Origin of the sequence: Mesorhizobium amorphae CCNWGS0123, assembly GCF_001686985.1 — a bacterium.
In the GTDB taxonomy this organism is placed as follows: Bacteria; Pseudomonadota; Alphaproteobacteria; order Rhizobiales; family Rhizobiaceae; genus Mesorhizobium; species Mesorhizobium amorphae.
The window spans coordinates 778,702-799,507 of sequence record NZ_CP015322.1; the positions used below are offsets into that span (position 1 = coordinate 778,702).

At 59.6% G+C, this 20,806-nt stretch carries 14 protein-coding genes and 6 pseudogenes; 5 read left to right on the forward strand and 15 right to left on the reverse strand.

Annotated elements, in window-relative coordinates:
- Nucleotides 1–527 precede the first annotated feature (527 nt).
- On the forward strand, nt 528–2,726 hold the full coding sequence (locus A6B35_RS33350) for an acetate--CoA ligase family protein (RefSeq protein ID WP_083209871.1): 2,199 nt from the start codon (nt 528–530) through the stop codon (nt 2,724–2,726).
- 706 nt (nt 2,727–3,432) lie between these two features.
- Here the strand turns inward: A6B35_RS33350 and A6B35_RS33355 are convergent.
- Nucleotides 3,433–3,666: pseudogene (locus tag A6B35_RS33355) on the reverse strand (transposase domain-containing protein); the annotation flags it as partial.
- Between the two features lie 306 nt (nt 3,667–3,972).
- On the opposite strand from A6B35_RS33355, the gene A6B35_RS33360 reads away from it, so the two are divergent.
- Nucleotides 3,973–4,152, forward strand: a complete 180-nt coding sequence (locus A6B35_RS33360) for a hypothetical protein (RefSeq protein ID WP_040581951.1) — start codon at nt 3,973–3,975, stop codon at nt 4,150–4,152.
- Complete coding sequence (locus A6B35_RS33365) at nt 4,139–6,211, forward strand: recombinase family protein (RefSeq protein ID WP_006199992.1); 2,073 nt, start codon at nt 4,139–4,141, stop codon at nt 6,209–6,211. The genes A6B35_RS33360 and A6B35_RS33365 overlap by 14 nt, the downstream gene beginning before the upstream one ends.
- On the opposite strand, the pseudogene tnpC reads toward A6B35_RS33365, so the two are convergent.
- The 13 genes and pseudogenes from tnpC to A6B35_RS33425 all read right to left on the reverse strand — a co-directional run.
- A pseudogene (gene tnpC / locus A6B35_RS35265) lies at nt 6,191–7,388 on the reverse strand (IS66 family transposase); the annotation flags it as partial. The gene A6B35_RS33365 and the pseudogene tnpC sit on opposite strands and share 21 nt — an antisense overlap.
- A gap of 53 nt (nt 7,389–7,441) precedes the next feature.
- Complete coding sequence (istB, locus tag A6B35_RS33375; protein ID WP_006199991.1) at nt 7,442–8,242, reverse strand: IS21-like element helper ATPase IstB; 801 nt, start codon at nt 8,240–8,242, stop codon at nt 7,442–7,444.
- A pseudogene (istA, locus tag A6B35_RS33380) lies at nt 8,242–9,526 on the reverse strand (IS21 family transposase). Before istA ends, istB begins: the two are co-directional and overlap by 1 nt.
- Nucleotides 9,527–9,599: 73 nt before the next feature.
- Nucleotides 9,600–9,767 (reverse strand): annotated as a pseudogene (locus tag A6B35_RS33385) (transposase domain-containing protein); the annotation flags it as partial.
- A 69-nt stretch (nt 9,768–9,836) separates the two neighbouring features.
- Nucleotides 9,837–10,034 carry an IS66 family insertion sequence element accessory protein TnpB gene (tnpB, locus tag A6B35_RS37715; protein WP_081482050.1) on the reverse strand — a complete coding sequence of 66 codons (198 nt, stop codon included), beginning with the start codon at nt 10,032–10,034 and terminating at the stop codon, nt 9,837–9,839.
- 160 nt (nt 10,035–10,194) lie between these two features.
- Nucleotides 10,195–11,283 (reverse strand): tyrosine-type recombinase/integrase, encoded by a 1,089-nt coding sequence (locus tag A6B35_RS33390; RefSeq protein WP_006199989.1) that lies wholly within the window; start codon nt 11,281–11,283, stop codon nt 10,195–10,197.
- A complete protein-coding gene (locus tag A6B35_RS33395) occupies nt 11,280–12,212 on the reverse strand; it encodes a tyrosine-type recombinase/integrase (protein WP_006199987.1) in 933 nt (310 codons plus the stop codon). The genes A6B35_RS33390 and A6B35_RS33395 overlap by 4 nt, the downstream gene beginning before the upstream one ends.
- Nucleotides 12,209–13,447, reverse strand: coding sequence for a site-specific integrase (locus tag A6B35_RS35275; protein WP_081482049.1), 1,239 nt, complete (start codon nt 13,445–13,447; stop codon nt 12,209–12,211). The genes A6B35_RS33395 and A6B35_RS35275 overlap by 4 nt, the downstream gene beginning before the upstream one ends.
- Before the next feature lie 105 nt (nt 13,448–13,552).
- The gene (tnpB, locus tag A6B35_RS36065; RefSeq protein WP_006199983.1) at nt 13,553–13,708 is read right to left on the reverse strand and encodes an IS66 family insertion sequence element accessory protein TnpB; all 156 of its coding nucleotides are present in this window, start codon (nt 13,706–13,708) and stop codon (nt 13,553–13,555) included.
- Nucleotides 13,705–14,151 carry an IS66-like element accessory protein TnpA gene (gene tnpA, locus A6B35_RS37720; RefSeq protein ID WP_006199982.1) on the reverse strand — a complete coding sequence of 149 codons (447 nt, stop codon included), beginning with the start codon at nt 14,149–14,151 and terminating at the stop codon, nt 13,705–13,707. The genes tnpB (A6B35_RS36065) and tnpA overlap by 4 nt, the downstream gene beginning before the upstream one ends.
- An 87-nt stretch (nt 14,152–14,238) precedes the next feature.
- Complete coding sequence (locus A6B35_RS37025; RefSeq protein WP_081482041.1) at nt 14,239–14,439, reverse strand: transposase; 201 nt, start codon at nt 14,437–14,439, stop codon at nt 14,239–14,241.
- 21 nt (nt 14,440–14,460) lie between these two features.
- Nucleotides 14,461–15,222 (reverse strand): IS5 family transposase, encoded by a 762-nt coding sequence (locus tag A6B35_RS36400; protein WP_244897173.1) that lies wholly within the window; start codon nt 15,220–15,222, stop codon nt 14,461–14,463.
- 226 nt (nt 15,223–15,448) lie between these two features.
- A complete protein-coding gene (locus A6B35_RS33425; RefSeq protein WP_244425856.1) occupies nt 15,449–16,201 on the reverse strand; it encodes a GntR family transcriptional regulator in 753 nt (250 codons plus the stop codon).
- 1,300 nt (nt 16,202–17,501) lie between these two features.
- On the opposite strand from A6B35_RS33425, the gene betB reads away from it, so the two are divergent.
- Nucleotides 17,502–18,956, forward strand: coding sequence for a betaine-aldehyde dehydrogenase (betB, locus tag A6B35_RS33430; RefSeq protein ID WP_006199974.1), 1,455 nt, complete (start codon nt 17,502–17,504; stop codon nt 18,954–18,956).
- A gap of 180 nt (nt 18,957–19,136) precedes the next feature.
- On the opposite strand, the pseudogene A6B35_RS33435 reads toward betB, so the two are convergent.
- Nucleotides 19,137–19,598: pseudogene (locus A6B35_RS33435) on the reverse strand (IS5 family transposase); the annotation flags it as partial.
- Between the two features lie 74 nt (nt 19,599–19,672).
- On the opposite strand from A6B35_RS33435, the pseudogene A6B35_RS33440 reads away from it, so the two are divergent.
- A pseudogene (locus A6B35_RS33440) lies at nt 19,673–20,788 on the forward strand (IS5 family transposase).
- Nucleotides 20,789–20,806 lie beyond the last annotated feature (18 nt).

Genomic DNA, 20,806 nt, shown 5'->3' on the forward strand with positions numbered 1-20,806 from the left:
CGGATTCTAATCGAGGCCAACAGCCACTACTGCAATCCGCTGATGCCGCGCCGCACTCTCATCAGCCCTTCTCTCTGTGTTCCCTATTCAGCCGCTGCAACAAGACCTCTTTTGCTCAGTGCTGAAAAGGATCTCCAGACGGAATCTTTGATAACCTAGTTATGGCACTAATATTATAAATATGAACCGTATGAAAAGTTTGTGTTAAATAAAGGTGAATTTATGCTTACTCACCATAGATGGCGCATTAAATTTGCATGAGATACGGTTAAATCATTGTCAGTTATGTTGATTTTCTCATCGTCAGTGATGTTTCCTAAGCGTTATCTCTTGCTATTACACACGGAGATGACCTCTCTTTTTCGCCGAGGAAATCGAACCGCAATGGAGGTTTGTCGGCATGACGGCTAAAGCGGCGTCGAGAAAGTGAGTAGAAGCCGCTCTCCGAGTAGGTGGGAGAGCCGAAGATGTTGTTGACGCCCCCTTAGCCGATCAGAGCCTTCGTTAGCACGGAGCTGCCCTGGAGCTTGGAGGCGCGTACCTCGGAGCTTGAGCTTGAGCTGGCACTGGCATGCTATGCCGTCGCCACCATAATGGGAGTCAAGGTTTTGAATTACTATAGCAAACGGGAGAACAGGCGAGCACGTCTGAAACGTATGTTGGCACCGAAAACTGCGGTTTTTGTCGGCGGGGCCGCTATGGTCTCCGGCATCGCTTATTGTCGGGCCCGTGGTTTTCGAGGAAATATCTATGTCGTGAACCCACGCCGGAGTAACCTGGCGGATATCCCCTGTTTTCCAACGTTGGCAAGTCTGCCTGAAATACCTGATCTCGCCTACGTGGCTGTACCTCGAGATAACCTTGTGAGCGTGGTGAGGGACGCTTCGGAGATCGGAGTTGGGGGGGCAATTTGCAACAGCTCCGGCTTTTCCGAAATGCACGGCGGAGAAAGATCCCAACGTGACCTGGTGGAAGCGGCAGGGGGAATGCCCATCATCGGACCAAACTGCCCTGGGGTGGGGAACTTCGTTGACCGATCCGTCTTCATGATGGACCACTTCGGTGGTTTTGGTGACGATGGTTGCGTTGCTATCATAAGTAACGGAGGAGCCTATCTTTCCGATGTTGGGTGCGCTGACAGATCGTTGCCAGTGGCATACTCGATCGGGCTCGGCAACCAGGCGATGATCAGTGCAGCCGACATGTTGGATGTCGTGCTGGATGATGACCGTGTTCGGGCCGTGAATCTCTATTTAGAAGGCATAGTGGATCCAGCGCTTCTTTCGGCGGCAGGCTTGAAAGCCGCGCGCAAAGGTATTCCGGTGGTCGTCATAAAAGGCGGTAGAACAACAGCGGGCCGTCGTGCAAGTCAGTCACACACTGCTTCGCTAGCAGGTGACGATATTGTGGCGTCAGCGCTTTTCAAGCGACTTGGTTTTGTCGAAGTCCGTACGCCCATGGAGGCGGTTGAGACATTGAAAATGCTCGTATACGCGCCAAAAGTGAGAGGACGGCGTACTGCTTTTGTGACGAGTTCGGGTTCCTATGCGGTCCTCGGGAGCGATATTGCGGAAGCAGCCGGCCTTGACTTGCAACCACCGTCCCCTGCGGCGGCGACACGGCTTGAGAAGCATCTTCCACCATTTGTTCACCCGGCCAATCCTCTCGACATATCCTCTGCCCACGGGAACGACACGGATTTTGATGTAAATCTGAGTATTTATCGCGCGTTTCTGTCCGACGACCACGACTTGGCTGTGGAGGTGATGTGCTACCCGGCTGAGGGCGAATGGGATTCCGCCGGATGGGACATCACTACGCGAGCGTTTGCACAGGCCGCGAGCGAGAGAGGCTTGCCCGCTGCGTTCGTCAACACTGTGCCGGACATGCTGCCGAAAAGCGTTCGAGAAAGAATGATAGCTGACGGATTAGTCCCGCTAATGGGCATAGACAATGGCTTGCGTGCCGTGGCGAATGCGGTGCGATTTTCGGAGCTGGCAGACACGCTTGCCAGACAGACCGATGGAGAAATTCTTCTGCCTAAACACTCTAGCATCGCAAGCGCCGGAGTGGCTCTCGACGAGGCAGATGCCAAAGCCGAACTCCGGGCATCTGGTATAACTGTGCCTCGTGGCATAGTCGTCACGGTTGAGCGAACTGATCAATTAGCGGAGATCAATTTCCCAGTAGCAGTTAAGGCGTTGAGCGCCGGGCTCGCGCACAAGAGTGAGGTGGGAGCTGTTGCACTGCAAGTCGAAACAGCAGACGCAGCTTGGCAAAGCGTCAATGCAATGGCCAAAAAATTGAAGGATAGCTCTCCGGAACTCTGCCTTCGTGGTTTCCTGGTGGAGGAGATGGTCAAAGATGCGGTCGGTGAGCTCTTGGTCGGAGTACGTCGTGTAGATAGGTTGGGCCTCGCGCTCACGATCGGCATCGGTGGCACAGAAGCCGAGTTGCTGCGCGACACGGCCACGGTTCTCTTGCCGGCTTCGCGCGACGCCATCGCCGATGCGTTGCGAAGCCTTCGGCTGTTCCCTGTGTTTTGCGGTTGGCGTGGCCGACCAAAGGGTGATGTCGAGGCGGCGATCGATGCCATCCAGAAGTTTGCCCAATTCGCGTCTATAAATGAAAAGCGCTTTATCGAAGCTGAGATAAATCCGCTGATCGTGCGCCAGGGGCAGCGGGCGGTCGCCGTGGATGCGGTCATGCGGCTTACCCAGACATAAGTTCGGCTTAGCGCCAAACGCAGGCTCGCCAAGGATCCCAGGATGATCTTTCGATGATAGCTGGCTCCGGACTCTGTCTGATGAGACCTGTGCGCGGGAAGCGCTTTGCATTGATTTTGTTTGATTGTTCGGCTCCCAGGGTAAAGGGCGGAAAGATATTGGCGCCAACGTCGTGGGGTGTGGCTTGTGACGCTCTTGTGTGAGCGTCAGTAGTGTTCTTGCGTAAGCGCTGTCTGGATCCCACCTTGCGGTGGTGACGATCTCGCTGCAGCACAGCGTCAGCCGTGCTGCGGGTCTCTCGATTCGGAGTTGATCAAATCAGCCCCTCTTCGATTTGGTCGTCGTCAACAGCCCACCGATGACTGCGGTGACTATCCAACCGGTCTGGAGAAGGAACAGAAGGGTGGCTTGCCCATTAGTCAGGTAAACAATGGTTCCATGATAGTTCATTGGAACCGTCGCTCCTTGTCCAGCTTGAGCGGAACGCGGCAGCGCATTTGCATAATAGTCCGTTAGAGCAAGATAAGTCATGGCGCCTATGAGCGCTAGTCCCACTAATATCCAACCAATAAGTCGCTTCATCATATCGCTCACTTCGCCGTCGCTGATGCTATCCTTGAGTAGGGATTATCACGCCAAAGTTTTTAGGCCGAATGTTCAGCATATGTCCGGGGCAAGAGATTGTCGACTTGGGGTAGTAATGCTCTCAGGCCACGGCTCTGAGTTCAGAGACGTGAATGTAGGCCCAGGGCAGGAGGTCGTCGATTTGGTTGTTGGGGTGGCCGTTGACGATTCTCGTGAGTACGTCGGCAAGGTAACCGAGCGGCTCGACGTTGTTCAGCTTGCAGGTTTCGATCAGCGAAGCGATCACCGCCCAATGCTCGGCACCGCCGTCAGAGCCGGCAAAGAGGGCGTTCTTGCGGTTGAGGGCCATCACCCGTTCATTGTGCCCATGTCGGGGACGAAGTGGAAGTTCATTATCGCTGGCATCCATATTTTGGCCGAAAGGTCAGCGTGCGGCGTGTGGAGCAGCGGGTAACTGGTCAGTTTCTCAAGGTGCAATGCCCATCGGGCATTGTCGTATCGATTCCAGGCTGGATGGCGGATTCGGCCGCTTGCGCGGGCATGACATTTGGCCCGCCAAAGGTTGATCTCACGGCCTTGTCTGATCTGAAGAGGCTGGTCATGCCGGTCGCTGTTTCCACAAACTTCCCAAGCGAGAATGGAATCGCACGGGAGAAAGTCGATGAAACAGCACAACGTGCCTGCACCGACCTCGAGCAGGCAGATGAGCCTGATATTCGAACCCCACAGGCTGGGGGGGATGAACGAAGTGGAGCGGGCGAAGGCCTTGCTGACGCTCGCTCAAATCCTCATGCAGGCCGCCGGTCTGATCGTCGAGGAGCTCGATGATGACCAGCACTGATCTGATCCCAACTGCGCTCTTGAAGCGCAAGGCCGTCGTCTATGTACGCCAGTCGACGCAGTCCCAGGTCATGACCAACCTGGAGAGCCAGCGACGGCAATATGATCTGGTCGACATTGCGCGACAGCGCGGCTTCGCCGATATCGAAGTCATCGACGACGATCTCGGCCGATCAGCAAGCGGAACAGTGGCGCGCCCCGGCTTCGATCGGCTGGTTGCATGGTTGTGCGCGGGCAAGATCGGCGCCGTATTGTGCCTGGACGCATCGAGGCTCGCACGCAATGGTCGGGACTGGCATCATCTGCTCGAGTTGTGTGGACTTGTCGAAGCCCGCGTCATCGACCACGATGGCGTCTACAATCCCTGCCTGCCTAATGATCGTCTGCTCTTGGGCATGAAGGGAAGCATCAGCGAGTTCGAACTGGGCGTGCTGAAGGCACGGATGCTCGAGGCCGCCAGGTCGAAGGCGCGCCGGGGGGAGCTGCGCCTGTCGGTACCGTTCGGGTACATCTGGCATCGCGAAGCTGGGCTTGGGCTCGACCCAGATATACGGCTGCAGGAGGTAATCCGGCTCATCTTCGCGCGCTTTCGTGAACTCGGCAGCGCGCGCCAGGTGTTGTTGTCGATAACGGCAGATCAAATCCACTTCCCTCGGCCTTCTGATGAGGGCCGCATGACCAGCTTCGTCTGGCTGCCGATCCGGTATCGCAATGTCATCGCCGTTCTCAAAAACCCATTTTACGCAGGTGTTTACGTCTACGGCAAAAGCGAAAAGCGAACCTCCATTGTCGACGGCCGAGCGCGGCGAAGCTACGGGCATGGCAAGCCTGTCGGAACCTGGGAAGTGATGATCAAGGGGCATCACGAGGGTTATATCAGCTGGGATGAGTACGAGCGAAACCAGAAGCAGCTGGCACTCAACAACTACGGTCGCGCCGGCGGCGTAAAATCGGGCCGCGGCGGGAAAGCGCTGCTGTCGGGCATCATGACGTGTGCAAGGTGCGGGCGGCGACTGAGCGTTGCCTATACCGGAAATCCGCAAAGTCGACCTGTCTATCGCTGCGACAAGCCAAACCTGATGATGGGCTTGCCCAGGTGCATGACCTTCGGCGGCCCACGGGTTGACGCGGCTGTTGCGCGTGAGCTGTTGCGAGCGGTAGAACCCTTGGCGATCGAGGCCGCGTTCGAGGCGGAGCGGATGCACCGGGAACGACAAGATGATCAACGCCAGATCCTCGATCTGGAACTTCAGCAAGCCCGTTACGAGGCCAATCTTGCTGAGCGCCGCTACGCTGCCTGTGATCCCGACAATCGCCTGATAGCTGCGCAGCTGGAGAAATGCTGGGAGACGACGCTGCGCCGCTTGCGGGATCTTGAAACCCGCCAGCCTACTGGCAGGCCACCGGCCATTGAGGTCGATCCCAGTGCCTTCGCCAATATGGCAGAAAACCTGTCAGCAGCTTGGAATGGACCTGACGTGACGATGCGTGCGCGCCAGCAGCTGCTACGAACCTTGATCGCCGACATCATCGTCGATGTCGACGACGCGGTACGGGACGTCGTGCTCATGATCCATTGGCGCGGCGGCCAGCACTCAGAACTGCGGGTTCGCAAGCCTCGAGCTGGCGAGCACGGTTGCGCGACGACCGAAGACGCTTTGGCGGTGATGCGCAGCATGGCCGGTCGCTGGTCTGACGAGCATATCGCCGCCTCGCTCAATCGAATGGGATTACCCACCGGACAGGGAAAAACATGGACGGCGCACCGCGTCTCTTCTGTTCGGCGCGTGCGTGGAATCCATGCCTATCGATCCGCTGAAAAAGACGGTGAATGGCTCACGATGACCGAAGCAGCAAAGGCTTTAGGCGTCACAAATCACGCGATACGGCGCCTTATCAAAACCGGCGTTCTTCCTGCTGCACAGGTTGTTCCTGGCGCACCCTATCAAATCCGCGCCGACGACTTGGCATCGGGGTCGATCAAAACGGCGGTGGCCCGAAAAGGTCGCCCGTGTCGCGTTGCCGACGTGGACACGCTTCCAATGTTTACAGATACTTGACGAGGGAGTGCATAATGACTCACGCATCGCGATTGGGCGGATTGACCGCTCGACGGTATTGGAGTCGAGCTCGATGCGGCCGTTTTCGAGGAAGCGCGAGAGTCCTTCCCATCGGGAGAGCGTGTAGCGGATCGCCTCGGCGAGCTTGGTCTTCTGGCTGATCAGGCCGAGCTTTTCGCGCAGCCAAGGCTCGAGCTCAGCTAGGATCGGCCGGCTCCTTTCCTGGCGCACGGCAAGACGTGCGTCTGCCGGCTGGCCGCGGATGTCAGCCTCGACTTGATAGAGATCTGCAATGCGACGGAGCGCCTCGCTCGCGATCGGCGCTGGGCCGGCCGCGGCAAGTTCGTAGAAGCGCCGGCGCACGTGTGCCCAGCAGAAGGCGAGCATTGCGCCGCTCTTGTCGGCGAGCACCCGATAGCCGCCATAGCCATCGACCTGCAGGATTCCGCCAAAGCCCGCCAGATGGGCGATCGGTCGCTCGGCCTTGCGGTCGGGCGCATAGACATAGGCAACGCCCCGGCGGGTCGCTCCCGTTCCAGGGCCGGTCATCGCGGGCGTAAGCCCAGAGCTGTCCGGTCTTGGTCTTGCCGCGGCCGGGATCCAGCACCGGCGCCGTGGTCTCGTCGGCAAAGAGCTTCGGCGAGGCTTTCAGCTTCTCAAGTAGCCGTACCTGAACCGGACGCAGATGCCAGGCCGCGCGGCCGACCCAGTCGGCGAGCGTGGAGCGGTCCAGATTGATGCCCTGCCGGGCGTAGATCTGCGCCTGGCGATAGAGCGGCAGGTGATCGGCATACTTGGAGACCAGAACCTGGGCGACCGTCGCCTCGGTTGGCAGACCGCCTTCGATCAGCCGGGCGGGCGCCGGAGTCTGCACGACAACATCCTCGCAGGCACGACACGCATATTTAGGCCGGCGCACGACGATCACGCGCAGTTGCGCCGGCACGATATCGAGCCGCTCGCTGACCTCTTCGCCGATCCGATGAAGTCGGTTGCGGCAGCACGGACAGGCATGGTCCTCGATGTCGACGACTATCTCGATGCGCGGCAGATGCGGCGGCAGCGCCCCCCGGTTCGCCCGCCGCTTTGCGGTGCGCTCCCTGCGCGTAACAGGATCGCCACGTTCGGCCTCTTCCTCGCCGGTCGCCTCGATCTGTTCGGCCTCCTCGAGGCCAATGTCAAGCGAAGTGAGGATTTGACCCCTTTGGCGAAGTGAGGAACTGACCCCCTTCACTGGTTTGCTGTTTCGTTGGGTTCAAGCGTCGGTCCGGTCTTCTGCAGAAGGCCGGACCGACGCTTTTCGCGGAGACGGTAGCTGTCGCCGCGGATGGTGATCACCGTGGAGTGGTGAAGCAGGCGGTCCAGGATCGCCGTGGCCACAATGGGGTCGCCAAAAACACTTCCCCATTCGCCCACGGAGCGGTTGGAGGTGATCAGGATCGATCCCTTCTCGTAGCGCCGTGACACGAGTTGGAAGAACAGGTGGGCGGCATTGGCCTCGAAGGGCAGATAGCCCAGTTCGTCGATGATGAGCAGTTTCGGCCGCGACAGGATCGCCAACTGCTTGTCGAGCGAGCCGTCGCTGTGGGCCTTGGCCAGCGTCGCCACCAACGTAGCAGCCGTGATGAACTGCACGTTGTAATTCTGGCGGATCGCCTCGCGGCCGAGGGCCACGGCCAGATGGGTCTTGCCCGTGCCGGGTGGGCCGAGGAACAAAAGCGTGTCGCCGTGCGCAATCCAGCGGCAGGTGGCGAGTTCCCTGATCTGCCCCTGATCGAGCGATGGCTGGGCGTTGAAGTCGAAGCCGTCCAGCTCGCGCACGAAGGGGAACTGGGCGATCTTGCTCGACATGGAGATGCGCCGCTCGTCGCGCCGGGCGATCTCGCGCGACACCAGGAAGCCCAGGGCCTCTCGTAACGTCATCTTCGAGCGGGCAGCTTCGTCCAGCAACGTGTCGAGCTGGTCGCGGATCGCCGTCAGCTTCAGCCGATCGAGCGTTGCGATGAGCATGTCGTGATCCACGGTCGTCATCACCAGCCCCCTCCGACAGCCGCCTCGTATTCCGCAAGCGGCCGCAGCAAGGCGGCTGGAGCGATCTCGATGGGATCCGCGCGCACCGGCCCTTCAAAGCCGGCGACGCCGACAAAATGCGCCCGGTCCACTATCCGTTGTCGTCGCCCCCTGCACAGGGCATGATCGCCTACCACCTGGCCCGCATGACGGATGATCACACGGCCAGCCAACACCACGACCTGGACGCTCTCGCCGATCAGGCGCCAAGGCACCGAGTAGCTGTTCGTATCCAGATCGATCGCACAGTCGGCCTGAACCTTGCGGATCAGGTCCCGCAGTTGCCCGAACGGCGCCCTGCCGGAAAGCGGGCGGAGCGCTCGAGCTTCAGCGGCAAAACGTTCCACGGGCGCAACGCCGGTGGTGCCGTGTTCACGCCGGTCGGCAACCTCGCGCGTCCACCGATCCAGATGCGCCTCGAACGCTGCCCAGCTTTCGAACCGGCGGCCGGCGATCGCGTTCTTCTTGACGTAGCCGACTCCGCGTTCGTCTTTCCCCTTCGTCCTGGCCCGATAAGGGGCACAGGCCCGCGGTGTGAAGCCCCAATATCGGGCAAAAGCGTGCAGCCGGGCGTTGAACCTCCTCGCGCGTCACCGCGTCGTGATGCTCAACCAGCGCCTTTGCATTATCGATCAGAACTTCCGCCGGCACGCCCCCAAACCGCAGGAAAGCGCCTTCCATCCCTTCGAACCAGTCGGTCTGGCGCTGCCTCGGCGAGGCCCGGATGTGCATCCGGCGCGAATAGCCAAGCGTCCCGACAAACACATGGATCCGCACCCGCTCGCCGCCGATCCATACCCGCGTGTCGCCGAAGTCGATCTGCATCTGATGACCAGGCGCCGTCTCGAAGCGCACCGTCGCCCGCTTCTGCGCTTTCAACTCGCGCCGCCATTTTCGAACCCGAAGTTCTACCGAGCGCAGCCCGATGACGATGCCATGCTCGCTCTCCAACTCCTGGCGAATGACGTCCGCGTTCCCGTCGTGGCGAAAGAAACGTTCTCGAAGCCAATCGTCCAGACCATCAAATGCTGTCCGACGCACGGGCTGGCGATACGCAACAACGCCACCTTCACGAAGATATCGGCGAACCGTGTTGCGCGCGCATCCAAACTCCTGCGCAATTCGTTTCGCTCCCCAGCCTCGTTCGTGAAGGCCCACCATGGCCAAAACTTCTTCCCCCGATCGCATTTCCTCAACCCGCATCGTTCCAGACAATGCAAGTTGCGATGAAAACTCTCTCGTCATCGATTCTTCCTCTCAAAAGAGAGGGGTCAGTTCTTCCTTTCGTTCGGGGGTTAATTTCTCATTTCGCCCGACAGCCAAGGAGCAGTTGATCTTCGGGCAGGCTCTCGGCGCGGCGGCCGAAGCGGTGGCGCTGCAATTCCTTGATGATCTGGGTCAGGCGGGCATTCTCGACATCGCGCGCCAGGACCATCGCCTTCAGCACATCCGGATCGTCGGGAAGCTGGTCCGCCGTCATCGCCATGGCCGGATGAGACCATATTCGTCGGTGCCAAGCGACAGCGGAATCCAGGCTGATTCACTTGGTCGCGGATCAACCCGCCTGCGCCGGAGCGCGTGTCCGGCGGGCTTCATGAACCCGCCGCCAATCAAGCCCTTCAAGCAGCCCCGACAACTGCGCGGCCGTCAAACGCATCACACCATCCTGCACTTTTGGCCAGCGGAACTCACCATCCTCCAGACGCTTCGCGTAGAGGCAGACCCCGGTGCCGTCCCAGAAGATCAGCTTGATCCGATCTGTCCGTTTCGCGCGGAAGACATAGACTGCGCCGCTGAACGGTTATGTGGCGCGCCACATAACCGTTCTTATGCGTCGGGCGAGATTATGTGGCGGAGCCGCCCTGACGCCTGGCAGGTCCGGCCAAACCCAGCTTGCCTCCGCCACATAATATTTAGATGCTGTTCAGCAGTTGCAGAACGGTGTCGTTCGGTCGGAAACGCACGCCGTGGTCGCCGGCGACGCCCGCCTTCTCAAGTCCATTGCGCATCATCTCGACATCCGCGGCGGCATAGCGGTGGGTTGTGGCGACCTGTGCGTGCCCGAGCCAGGCTTGGATCGTCAAAAGGTCCACGCCGGACTGGAGAAGCTTCATGGCGAGGGAGTGCCGGAAGATGTGCGGCGATATGGGCTTGTCGGCCAAGGCCGGCCTGATAGCCACGGCTTCGGCGGCCGCACGTCGCACGATATGGGTCGCTCCGAAACGAGTTAGGCGCTCGTTGCGGACGCCGACGAATATCGGTCGCGGTTCGTGATGGGCGATCCCGCGCTCGCTCAACAAGGATGTCAGCGCTCGCGCGAGGTCCTTAGCAATGGGGACGACGCGGTCTCTGCGCCCTTTGCCGCGCAGCAGCACTTGCGGGTGCGGTCGCTCCAACTGAAGGTCGTTTGCGTTGACGCCGGTGGCTTCGGAGACCCGGGCGCCGGTCCGTGCCAAGAAGAGCAGAAAGGCTCGGTCGCGCCGACCACGGGACGTCTTTGGATCGGGTGCCGCGATGAGGGTGTCCACTTCGGCCTTGGTGAGGTGGTACGTCACCTCAATGTGCGTCCGTCTAATGGGAATCGTCAGCACGCGTTGGGCGACGCCGAAGGACGCCGGGTCGGCGGCAGCGACGTGGTGGAAGAAAGATCGGATCGCGGCCAAGCGGGCGTTGCGCGTGGCGACGCAATTGTTCCGCTTCTCCTCGAGCTCCTCGAGCTCCTCGAGCTCCTCGAGCTCCTCGAGCTCCTCGAGCTCCTCGAGCTCCTCGAGCTCCTCGAGCTCGTCGAGCTCGTCGAGAAAAGCGAGAACGAGGTCTCGGTCGAGATCTTCGAGCGTCAACGCCGCCGGCTTCTTCTGCAACCGGGCGGCGGCAAAGAGGATCAGCATGCGCAAGGCGTCGCGATAGCTGGCCACGGTCGCGGGAGTCGCGTTGCGCTGCTTGGTCAAGCGCCGGCGAAAGTATGACTCCAGGAGCGGCGCCAGGAACAAATGTTCGCTCATGCTGCACCTCCATCGAGGAAGGCGCGCTCCGCCGCAATGGCGAGAAGATCCGCCGAGCCAGTGAGGTAGTAGGCTGTATCGCTATAGCTGGCGTGACCGAGATATGTGGCGAGCAACGGGAGCAGCGCCTGAACGTCTGCGCGCTGTTGGTGCCAGAGGCTGAGGCGGGTCACGGCGAAACGGTGCCTGAGATCGTGTGGCCTTAACGGCTTGCCGCCATCAAGATGGGCGAGCTTGCGGGCCTCAGCAAAACCGTTTTGCAGGCCGGTCGCCGAGAGGCGGTTGCCTCGGGAGCTAAGGAAGAAGGCCTGGTCTTTGAGCGTGGGAAAAGCAGCATCCCGCTCACGCGCATATTGACGAAGGGCTGTTTGGGTCGTCGTGTGAACTGGAACGAGACGGTCCTTGCGGAACTTCGTCTTCCGAACGAGGAGCACCCCGTTGGCCAGATCGACGTCGGAACGATCAAGCCTGACTACTTCGCCCGATCGCAGCCCCGAGCTCGCCAACAATCCGATCAGCGTCGCCATCGTCCGCCCTCTGAGAGGGGTGCTTGGCGAAATGCGGGCGCATGCGTCGATGAGCGACGCCAACTCAGCGTCGGTGAGAATACGCGGAGGCGTAATCGCTCTAGATCTGGGGAAAGCTCTGCGCTCCAAGGCCTCGGTTCGGACGTCATAGACGGCGAGATACTCGTAAAACTGGCGGAGCACGCCGTGGCGAGTGACGCGGCTGTTGGCGGCGCCGCCGAACGACAAGGCGAAATCCAGCGCCATCGTTCGAGTGGCGGGGGCATCGAGCTGAGCGCGCTCAACGTAGCGGACGAAAGCCCGCAACGTGCCGGCTTGCTTGCTGAAGGCGTAGCCGAGGGAGTGGCGCAACTCGATGTACCGCTCGGCCTTCTCGCCGAGGAATCGGGCGAAGGCGGTCATGCGACGCCTCCCGGAAAGGGGAGTGCGACCTCGGCGAGCTGCGAGGTCGCGACCTTTACGTACAGCGCCGTTGTATTGATGCTCTGGTGCCCGAGAAGATCGGCGACCTCGTTGATCGGCCTTCGCTGCCTGACAAGCTGGGTGGCAAGGCTGTGGCGCAGAAGATGCGCACCTCCGAGCCGCCCGAGTTCGATCCCGCCATGCCGCAACCGCTTCCGTACGATCCTCGAAACAGGCGACGCGCACTTGAACGCTCCCAAGGGCGGCGTGAAGGACAGGAACAGATACGGACTATCCACCTTCGGTCGCGCGCGCAGGATGTAGTCGGCGAGCGCGGCGCCGGTCTCCTCGAGGAGCGGCGCCACGCGATCACGCTTGCCCTTGGTGCGCCGGACAAAAACCTCGCCAGCTCGCCAGTCGATATCCTGCAGCTGAATGGCGCGGAGCTCGCCGTTGCGAATGCCCGTGGTGGCGAGTAGCAGCAGGACGGCTCGATCGCGGATGTCGACCGGCGTCGTTGCGCCGATCGCATCGATTGCGCGCCGAACGTCATCCCATGCAAGGCGCGGTGGCAAATGCGCCAAACGCCAATGAGGCGTCCTTGGGACGACGCCGGCGAGGTCCTGGTCATGGTGGCCAGCCCAACGCAAAAACCGAAGAAATGTTCGGATATGAGAAGTCGCTGCCGTGCGGGTGCCAGAGGTCGCCGATAGGGACAGCCGATGCTCGACAGCAGCGAGGACGTGCTCAGCCGCCAACGCCTCGAGGTCTTGGCCGGGATGGTGATGGCGGAACCAATCCAGAAAGCGGCGGCCGCCCAGAAGAACGCCTTCGCGGGTCTTCGGCTCCAGGCCCCGCACCCTGCGCAGATAGTCCGAAAAGGAAGCCAGAAGCGGAGCATCCGGGTCAGCATCTACACTGGGAACGGAAGCAATGAATCGCTCCGGAGCCACTCGCAGTGCGTGTCCCAGCGCCGACACTGCTCCAATGCGTGGAGAGTCCGTCGTAAACGTGCACAAATAGCTATCGACGACATCCTGATGGATCTGCATCGGACCACAGCGCGTCGCGGCAAACTGGCTAAAGCGCGCAATCCGGCTCAGGTAAATCTTGGCGGACGCTCGCTTATAACCAAGCGTGAAAAAATGCTCCGCGAGGCGATCCATCTCGCCACCGAGTGCGCCGCTGCGCAGGCGCTTGAGCACCCCACAATACGAAAAATAGAACTCGAGCATTCTGCCCCTCCGGCATTGTGGCGCAGGGGAATCCCGCGCCCCATGAGAGAGGCATGAAATATTATGTGGCGGAGGCAAGCTGGGTTTGGCCGGACCTGCCGGGCGTCAGGGCGGCTCCGCCACATAATCTCGCCCGACGCATAAGAACGGATCGGCGCCCATCGTCTCGCGCACCAGGGCGGCCAAGCCCTCCGCGCCCTTGCGGAAGTCCACCGGCTTCGTCCCGACCATGACCTTGACGGCGCCCGTCGGCCCGATCACGACGTTGCCTTCAGCGCACGGATCACCGCCGCAACCGTCTTGGCGTCGGCTCCCCGGCCGACCCGCATGGCGATGCCGTCAATCTCAAGCTCGATGACACCGGTCGCGCCGGTTGCTTCGCGCTTGCGCGGCCGTGCTGGACGAGGCGGCGCGGGTTCCGGAAGCGCCGCCGTCACCACCGCCGGAACAAAGAGCGGTTCGGGTGCCGGCGATGCCACCAACGGCCGACGAGCAGCCCGACGCCACGCGAACAGCTGCTGCGGGGACAAGGCATATCGCCGGGCCACCGCGCTCACGGTCTCGCCGAACTCGTAGCTTTCCGCCACGATCCGCGCCTTCTCTTCCGGCAGCCATTCCCGCCGCCGACCGGAGCCGGTGAAGATCTCCAGCCGACGAACCGGCTCTTCATCGTTGGACTTAAGCGTAAGCTCTGAAATCGTCATGTGTCGAAGCCCTCAAAGGCTCCGAACATCGTTCCTCACGGTCACGCGCGAAAGGTGCTGTCAGAACAGCGCTTACGTTCTTGCTCGCTATCGGGCCAATGCGATGATCTTCAAACTGCGTTTCATATTGTAGGCGATGGCGGTGAGGCGGATTTGAACGCCTGCCTTTGCAAGCCCTCTCCATCGCATCCGCCGAAGGCCGTAACTTCGTTTCCATGTGCCGAAGATCTTCTCGATCCGGCCACGAATACGGTGGATCGGTTGGTTAAAGGCCTCAAGGCGTGCCAGCGTTTCGGCTTCATCGCGTCCTCACATACCGGTGGCAACGATGCGTGGCGTCCCACCCTTGGCGCGCACCGCGTCGCCGAAATGGTTGCCTCGATAAGCGCTATCGGCAAACACCTCGCCGGGATCGTCCGGCAGAGCATCAGGACCGGCCTTGCCATCGTTGCTGTTGGCAGGCGTGACGGCGATCTCCTCGACCAGAGCCGTGTCCGCGTCGGCGCCGACATGGGCCTTGAAGCCATGAACCGCTGGCCGGCCCTTATGCTTGACCCAATGGCCCTCTGCATCATCCTCACTGGCCGAGGCGATGATCGTCGCATCGACAAGCGTGCCGGTCTTCACACGGATCGCTTTGGCCTTGAGCTGGCGGGTGATCTCGTCGAACAGGGTCTTGTCCAGACCATGTGCCACAAGGGCTTTACGAAACCGCACGAAAGCCGTTCGCTCAGGTGTCGGCTCTTGAGCCGAGAACCCGCAGAACCGCCGGAACGATCCTCTGTCGTCCAGCGCCTCGGCAAGCTTGACGTCGGACAGGTCGTACCAGATCGACAGCAGCATCGCTTTGAACAAGGCCATTGGCGGCCAGGAAGGCTCGCCCTTCGCAGAGCAGGAAATCACACAAAGGGCCTGATCGATCGGCAGCCAGTCAATCAGTTTGGCAAGCTCATCCAAAGACGAATGCTGGCCGCGATCAACGGCGAAACCGAACTTTTCCTGACCGATGCGCCGACGTGACATCGCATCCCTCAATCCTTTGTACTGATTGAGAGAATCACAGATCAGCACGCCCGTCCAGACACCCGCGCACAGGTCTCATTAGGCATTTGAAAGTGGCGCGACCGAGATCATACCGTTCGAACTTCGGCAAGTCGTAGAAGATCGCGGCGCGCACCCGCAAATGCGTGGCGCTTCGCAGTCCCTTCGTCTCCGTCGAAGGCAGATTCACAGACGCACATTCCTCACGCTGCGCCGGCCATCGCCAGAGACGCTAGTCTGTCGAAGCTGGCGCCATTCAAGAAATTGAAATCGACAAATCCCCACTTGCAACGCTTTGCCAAACAACAGACACGGCGGTCTGCAGTGCGTCGTGGACAGTGGTTGCGACACGCCCGGGCTCGCCCGACCCAAAGCTCTCGATCAGCCCTGTGATTTCCTCTGCTTGCAGGGAAATGAAATGATTCTTGTGGGCTGGCAGGCATAGAAACCATATACGGCTGGCGAGATAATAGGTTTCGATCCAGCTCTGCGCCAGAAATGGGTTGGTGATCTTGTTGCAGATGACCCAGCGCAAATCATGGGAAATCTGAGCATATGCTTGTGGGCTAAATTCGCCCTCCAGGGCAGCATTCATCGCGTAGCACCTGGTGAGCTTTTCGATTGTTCGCTCACTGTCGACCGTTGAAAGGAAATTCTCAAGCATGAGCGCGAGGTGCAGCCGATATTGCAGTAGATGTCGCATCGATTGCAAATCGATGCTCATCACGATGGTTCCATGCCCGATCACGGGTTGCACGAGACCCGCCACCTCAAGTCTTTGAAGGGCTTGGCGGATTGGTGTACGGCTCACGCCAAACTCTTCTGATAGCGCAATCTCCTTCAGAGCCGTCCCGGGCGGGTACTCCAGAATGGAAATTCGATAGCGAAGCGTCTCGAAGATTGCGCCCGTGTCAATACGCTTGGGACGCAGGCCTCCGGGGAGCAACACCGCCGCTGGGGAAATTGCCTCTCTCTCGCCAGCGCTATGTCGACTTACTTTCCTGTCCACTTGATGGCGCTCCCATGGCGAGTCCATGTCTTTCGAATTCGCAATTCGCCTCTGTCCGATCGTGGTTTCATGTTTTGTATACAGAAAAAGTGCAGCAGCAGCAGCCCTATTTGGGGCTTGTCCCCGAAGATTGCAACACCCGCAAGCGCGACGCGGATAAAGCGCTCCCAATTCACATCAAAGCAGACGTGCCGTTGTGTAAGGTTCTGGTCGCGGATTATCGGCCCGTAGCATGGCCGAACTGGTTGGAATTACTTGCGTTGTTCGGTCCATCTTCTGCGCGATCCTCATCGCTATCGAAGTCGCCGGTCCGCGGCAAGGTGGTTGGCATCCGCAAAGGGAAGCCTCGCGTCGGACAGCCGGCAAACTTTCCGGCGATTGGGATCCTCAAGCGCGGTGACTGCGTCCAACCAGTCCATACCAAGAGGGTCGCCGACGCTTCCCAAGAAACGATCCTTCCCATTTTAAAAGCCAAGGTGGAACTGGATTCCATCCTCCTTTACGACGCGTCGGCCCTTATGTGCCCAAAATTCTCACGGTTTCGTCACCACCGGATCAGTCATCGCCAAGCCTTCGTCATCGGACGGGGTCGAGACTTCCACCGGCATAGAGTTTTATGGACCATAGCCAAACGCCACCTGCGCCGCACAACAGCATGCCAAGACGCCACCTCAATCTCACGTCGCACGAGATCTTTAGACCGAAGGCGGGACCGGCATACTTCGTCCGACTTGTCCCGCCCATCGAAGCCGGAAGGTTTGATGCCGGCGCATAGAGTCGGATGTCGCGCGTGATACGCTGCCCCGTGCACGTGTTTGACGGTGAAAATTGAGGCTGCGAGCCCGTACGACTATCGCTGGCAGCCCAGACCGCTCGCCGGCGTTGGTCGCCTTCAGCACGCGCTATTAGCAATGATAGTGGGGCGTGGTATCCGCCGGCTGTCCCCACCAACGATAAATGCCGCACCTCCCGACGACACCAAGTGGTTGACCACGACGACGAACCCGTTGCCGTTGGTCGACTCGTCCGTTTGGCTTGGTGATGGGCGGATTAATGCTCTTAGATGACATTTGGGTGGTTCCAATCTGCCTCGACGTCGACTTATATTTGAGCTTTTGGCCCGGGATAGCCGAAACAAAGTCACCAACCACATTACTTTTTTTCGCGCTCCCAACTGTGGCAAGGGGTGATACGACGGGATCGAAGCTTTGTAGCAAAAGCCAATATCCGCATTGAAATAGGATTGCTGGCTGAAGCGGACTCAAGCCTACATAGGGATCTCGTCCGAGGTGTAAACAGCATGAAATTTCAGCCAAAGGCCAGCCATTTCATCGACGGAGAATACGTCGAAAGCGCAGCCGGTCAAGCGATCGAAGTTATATATCCAGCCACGGGTGAGACAATCGCACGGCTTCATGCCGCCACGCCAGCTGTAGTGGAGGAGGCGCTGCAATCATCAAAGACCGCCCAACAGAAATGGGCGGCTAAGACAGGGACAGAACGCGGTCGGATTCTGCGCCGTGCAGCCGAGATATTACGCGCGAGAAACTACGAGCTTTCTGAGCTCGAAACGCACAACACCGGTAAACCGATCCAGGAGACACTCGTAGCAGATGCATCTGCCGGGGCCGACGCTTTAGAGTATTTTGGTGGACTGGCGGCGAGTATGACTGGCGAGTATATTCCTCTGGCCAATGGAGACTTCGCCATTACGGTGCCCGAGCCGCTTGGCGTGTGTGTTGGCATAGGTGCTTGGAATTATCCGATTCAAATCGCGTGTTTGAAGGCCGCGCCGGCCTTAGCTTGCGGCAATGCAATGATTTTCAAACCATCCGAAACGACTCCCCTGTCTGCGCTGAAGCTTGCTGAAGCACTTATGGAAGCCGGTGCCCCGAAGGGCGTCTTCAATGTTGTGCAGGGATATGGCGATGTTGGAGCCACCCTCGTGGCCGATCGGCGTGTCGCTAAAGTGTCCCTAACTGGCTCTGTTCCGACGGGGCGCAGGGTATACGCGGCTGCAGCCGAGGGGATGAAACACGTTACGATGGAACTTGGCGGAAAATCGCCACTGATAGTTTTCGACGACGCAGACCTTGAGAATTCCGTCAGTGGCGCCATCATCGGAAACTTCTTCTCTTCGGGCCAAGTCTGCTCCAACGGCACACGCGTCTTCGTGCAGAAACGAATAAAGACTGCCTTCCTTGAAAGGCTGTCCTCGAGACTGGCTTTTGCAAAAATCGGCGACCCTATGGATCCACAGGTCAACTTTGGACCTATCGTAAGTCAACGGCAGTTGGAAATTGTGAAGACCTACATTGCCAGAGGCATCGCAGAGGGCGCGCGACTCGTTCACGGAGGACATCAGTTGGCACGGCCAGGCTTTTATTTGGAGCCTACGGTCTTTGCTGATGTGACAGATGAAATGACGATAGCGCGAGAGGAAATCTTCGGTCCCGTTATGTCCGTGCTAGAGTTCGAAACCGAAGAAGAGGTAATTGCACGAGCCAATGCGACAGAGTTCGGCCTGGCGGCGGGTGTATTCACTGGTGATCTCGCGCGAGCCCATCGGGTGGCCAAAAAATTCGAAGCAGGAACCTGTTACATCAACACCTATAATGCTGCTCCTGTCGAAGCTCCCTTCGGAGGTTCGAAGTTATCGGGGGTCGGTCGGGAAAATTCCAAGCTTGCGTTGCACCACTATACGGAAATGAAGACGATCTATGTGTCGGTGAATAATCTACACGCCGCATACTAGAGAGAAATAGGAAACTGAAATGCTCCCGATTGGCCGTCGATTGCGACAAGTGGAGAACTGACGATGCGTGAAGAGTCACGAGTAAGAACACGCGTTCTGCAGGATCGACGTCGGGACCAAGGCATAACAGTTGTGATTTTCACAGACGAGAGTTCTATCGCTTAGAGTCTGTTTTGAAATTCACGGATGGGCGTTTCGGGGGATGAGATTGCCGCCCATTGCGACAAGGATCATTGCGTGGGAGACGTCGATGCGCTGCTCGTAGTCGGGCACGGGGCGGCGCCATCGGGTCATCCAGCCGAAGGTCCGCTCGATGACCCAGCGGCGGGGCAATATCTGGAAGCCCTTCTGGTCGTCGGACCGACGGATGATCTCGACCACGAAGTCGAGATGGGTGGCTTTGTCCATGAGCTTCAGCCAATCATAGGCGCCATCGGCGAACAGATGCTTCACCCAGGGCCATCGTTTGCGGATACCATCCAGGATCGCCTGAGCGCCGGCACTATCGGAGATATCGGCGGTAGTGAGGTTGACCATCAACAGCCGCCCGTCCGTATCGACGGCAATGTGTCGCTAGCGGCCGACAATCTTCTTGCCGGCGTCATAACCCCTTGTTTCAGCTTGCGGAGCTTTGACCGATTGGACAGTTCGAAATACCTGGCCTTTGGAACCGGATTTTGATTCACTCGGCGCGTTGATTTGCGCGGAGGCAGTGGATGCGGGGACAGGCTGGTTTCTGGGACATCGACGTGCGCCATGTGCGGCTAAACGAGGCCGGCGATCCGCTGGAGAAGCTGAATGGGTGGTTCCGTGGGAGGTTTTCCGCAAGCCGCTCGGCAAGGCGCTGAGGCGCTCCGATGGCGAAGGGTGGCCGGCCGCCTTACGATCCGGTGATGATGTTCAAGATCATGGTTCTGCAGGCACTCTACGGCCTTTCTGACGACCAGGCCGAGTTCCAGATCCAGGACCGACTATCCTTCATGCGCTTCCTGGGGCTGGGTCTCGCAGACAGGGTGCCGGACGCCAAGACGATCTGGCTGTTGCGGGAGCATCTCACACAGGCCGGCGCGGTGGACAACCTGTTTGCCCGTTTCGACAAGCACCTCGGCAAGGCCGGCTACCTGGCGATGGGCGGGCAGATCGTCGATGCCACCATCGTGGCGGCGCCCAAGCAGCGCAACACCGACGCCGAGAAGACTGACATTAAGGCGGGCAAGGCTCCGGGCGAGTGGAAGAACAACCCCGCGAAACTGCGCCAGAAGGACCGGGACGCGCGTTGGACGGTGAGGTTTTCGAAGGCCAAGATGGCCGAGGATGGAAAGGCGCAGCAGCGCGACATCGCCATTCCCGCCTTCGGCTACAAGAACCACGCCGCGATCGATCGTCGGCATGGCTTCATCCGCGGCTGGAACGTCACGAGCGCGGCGGCCTATGACGGCGCGCAGCTTCGCAATGTCCTCAACCGCGCTAACACTGGTTCGACTGTCTGGGCCGACACGGCCTATCGCTCGAAAAAGAACGAGGAGTGGCTGGAGAAAAATGGCTACGTCTCTGACATCCACCAGAAGAAACCGAAGGGTCGGCAGATGAGTGAGGCGACGTCGCGGGCCAATGGGCGGAGATCGAAAACCCGCGCATTCGTCGAACACGTCTTCGCGCCGCAGAAATCCAGGATGGGCCTGTTCGTACGCACCATCGGCATCGCCCGCGCCAGGACGAAGATCGGCATGGCCAACCTTGCCTACAATGCGGGTTCCGACGATCGCGCGCATGTATTCCAATCTGATGCCGCGCAGCGTTCCTATCTGATCGCGCGCAGGTGGAGCACCTGATCGTCGGGTCAAGATGTC

Coding starts and splice junctions, on each gene's coding strand:
- A6B35_RS33390 (WP_006199989.1), bottom strand. CDS start 11,283: ATGAGCGAACATTTGTTCCTGGCGCCGCTCCTGGAGTCATACTTTCGC.
- betB (WP_006199974.1), top strand. CDS start 17,502: ATGAAATTTCAGCCAAAGGCCAGCCATTTCATCGACGGAGAATACGTC.
- A6B35_RS33360 (WP_040581951.1), top strand. CDS start 3,973: ATGAAACAGCACAACGTGCCTGCACCGACCTCGAGCAGGCAGATGAGC.
- istB (WP_006199991.1), bottom strand. CDS start 8,242: ATGACGACCGTGGATCACGACATGCTCATCGCAACGCTCGATCGGCTG.
- A6B35_RS33365 (WP_006199992.1), top strand. CDS start 4,139: ATGACCAGCACTGATCTGATCCCAACTGCGCTCTTGAAGCGCAAGGCC.
- A6B35_RS33395 (WP_006199987.1), bottom strand. CDS start 12,212: ATGACCGCCTTCGCCCGATTCCTCGGCGAGAAGGCCGAGCGGTACATC.
- tnpA (WP_006199982.1), bottom strand. CDS start 14,151: ATGACGATTTCAGAGCTTACGCTTAAGTCCAACGATGAAGAGCCGGTT.
- A6B35_RS35275 (WP_081482049.1), bottom strand. CDS start 13,447: ATGCTCGAGTTCTATTTTTCGTATTGTGGGGTGCTCAAGCGCCTGCGC.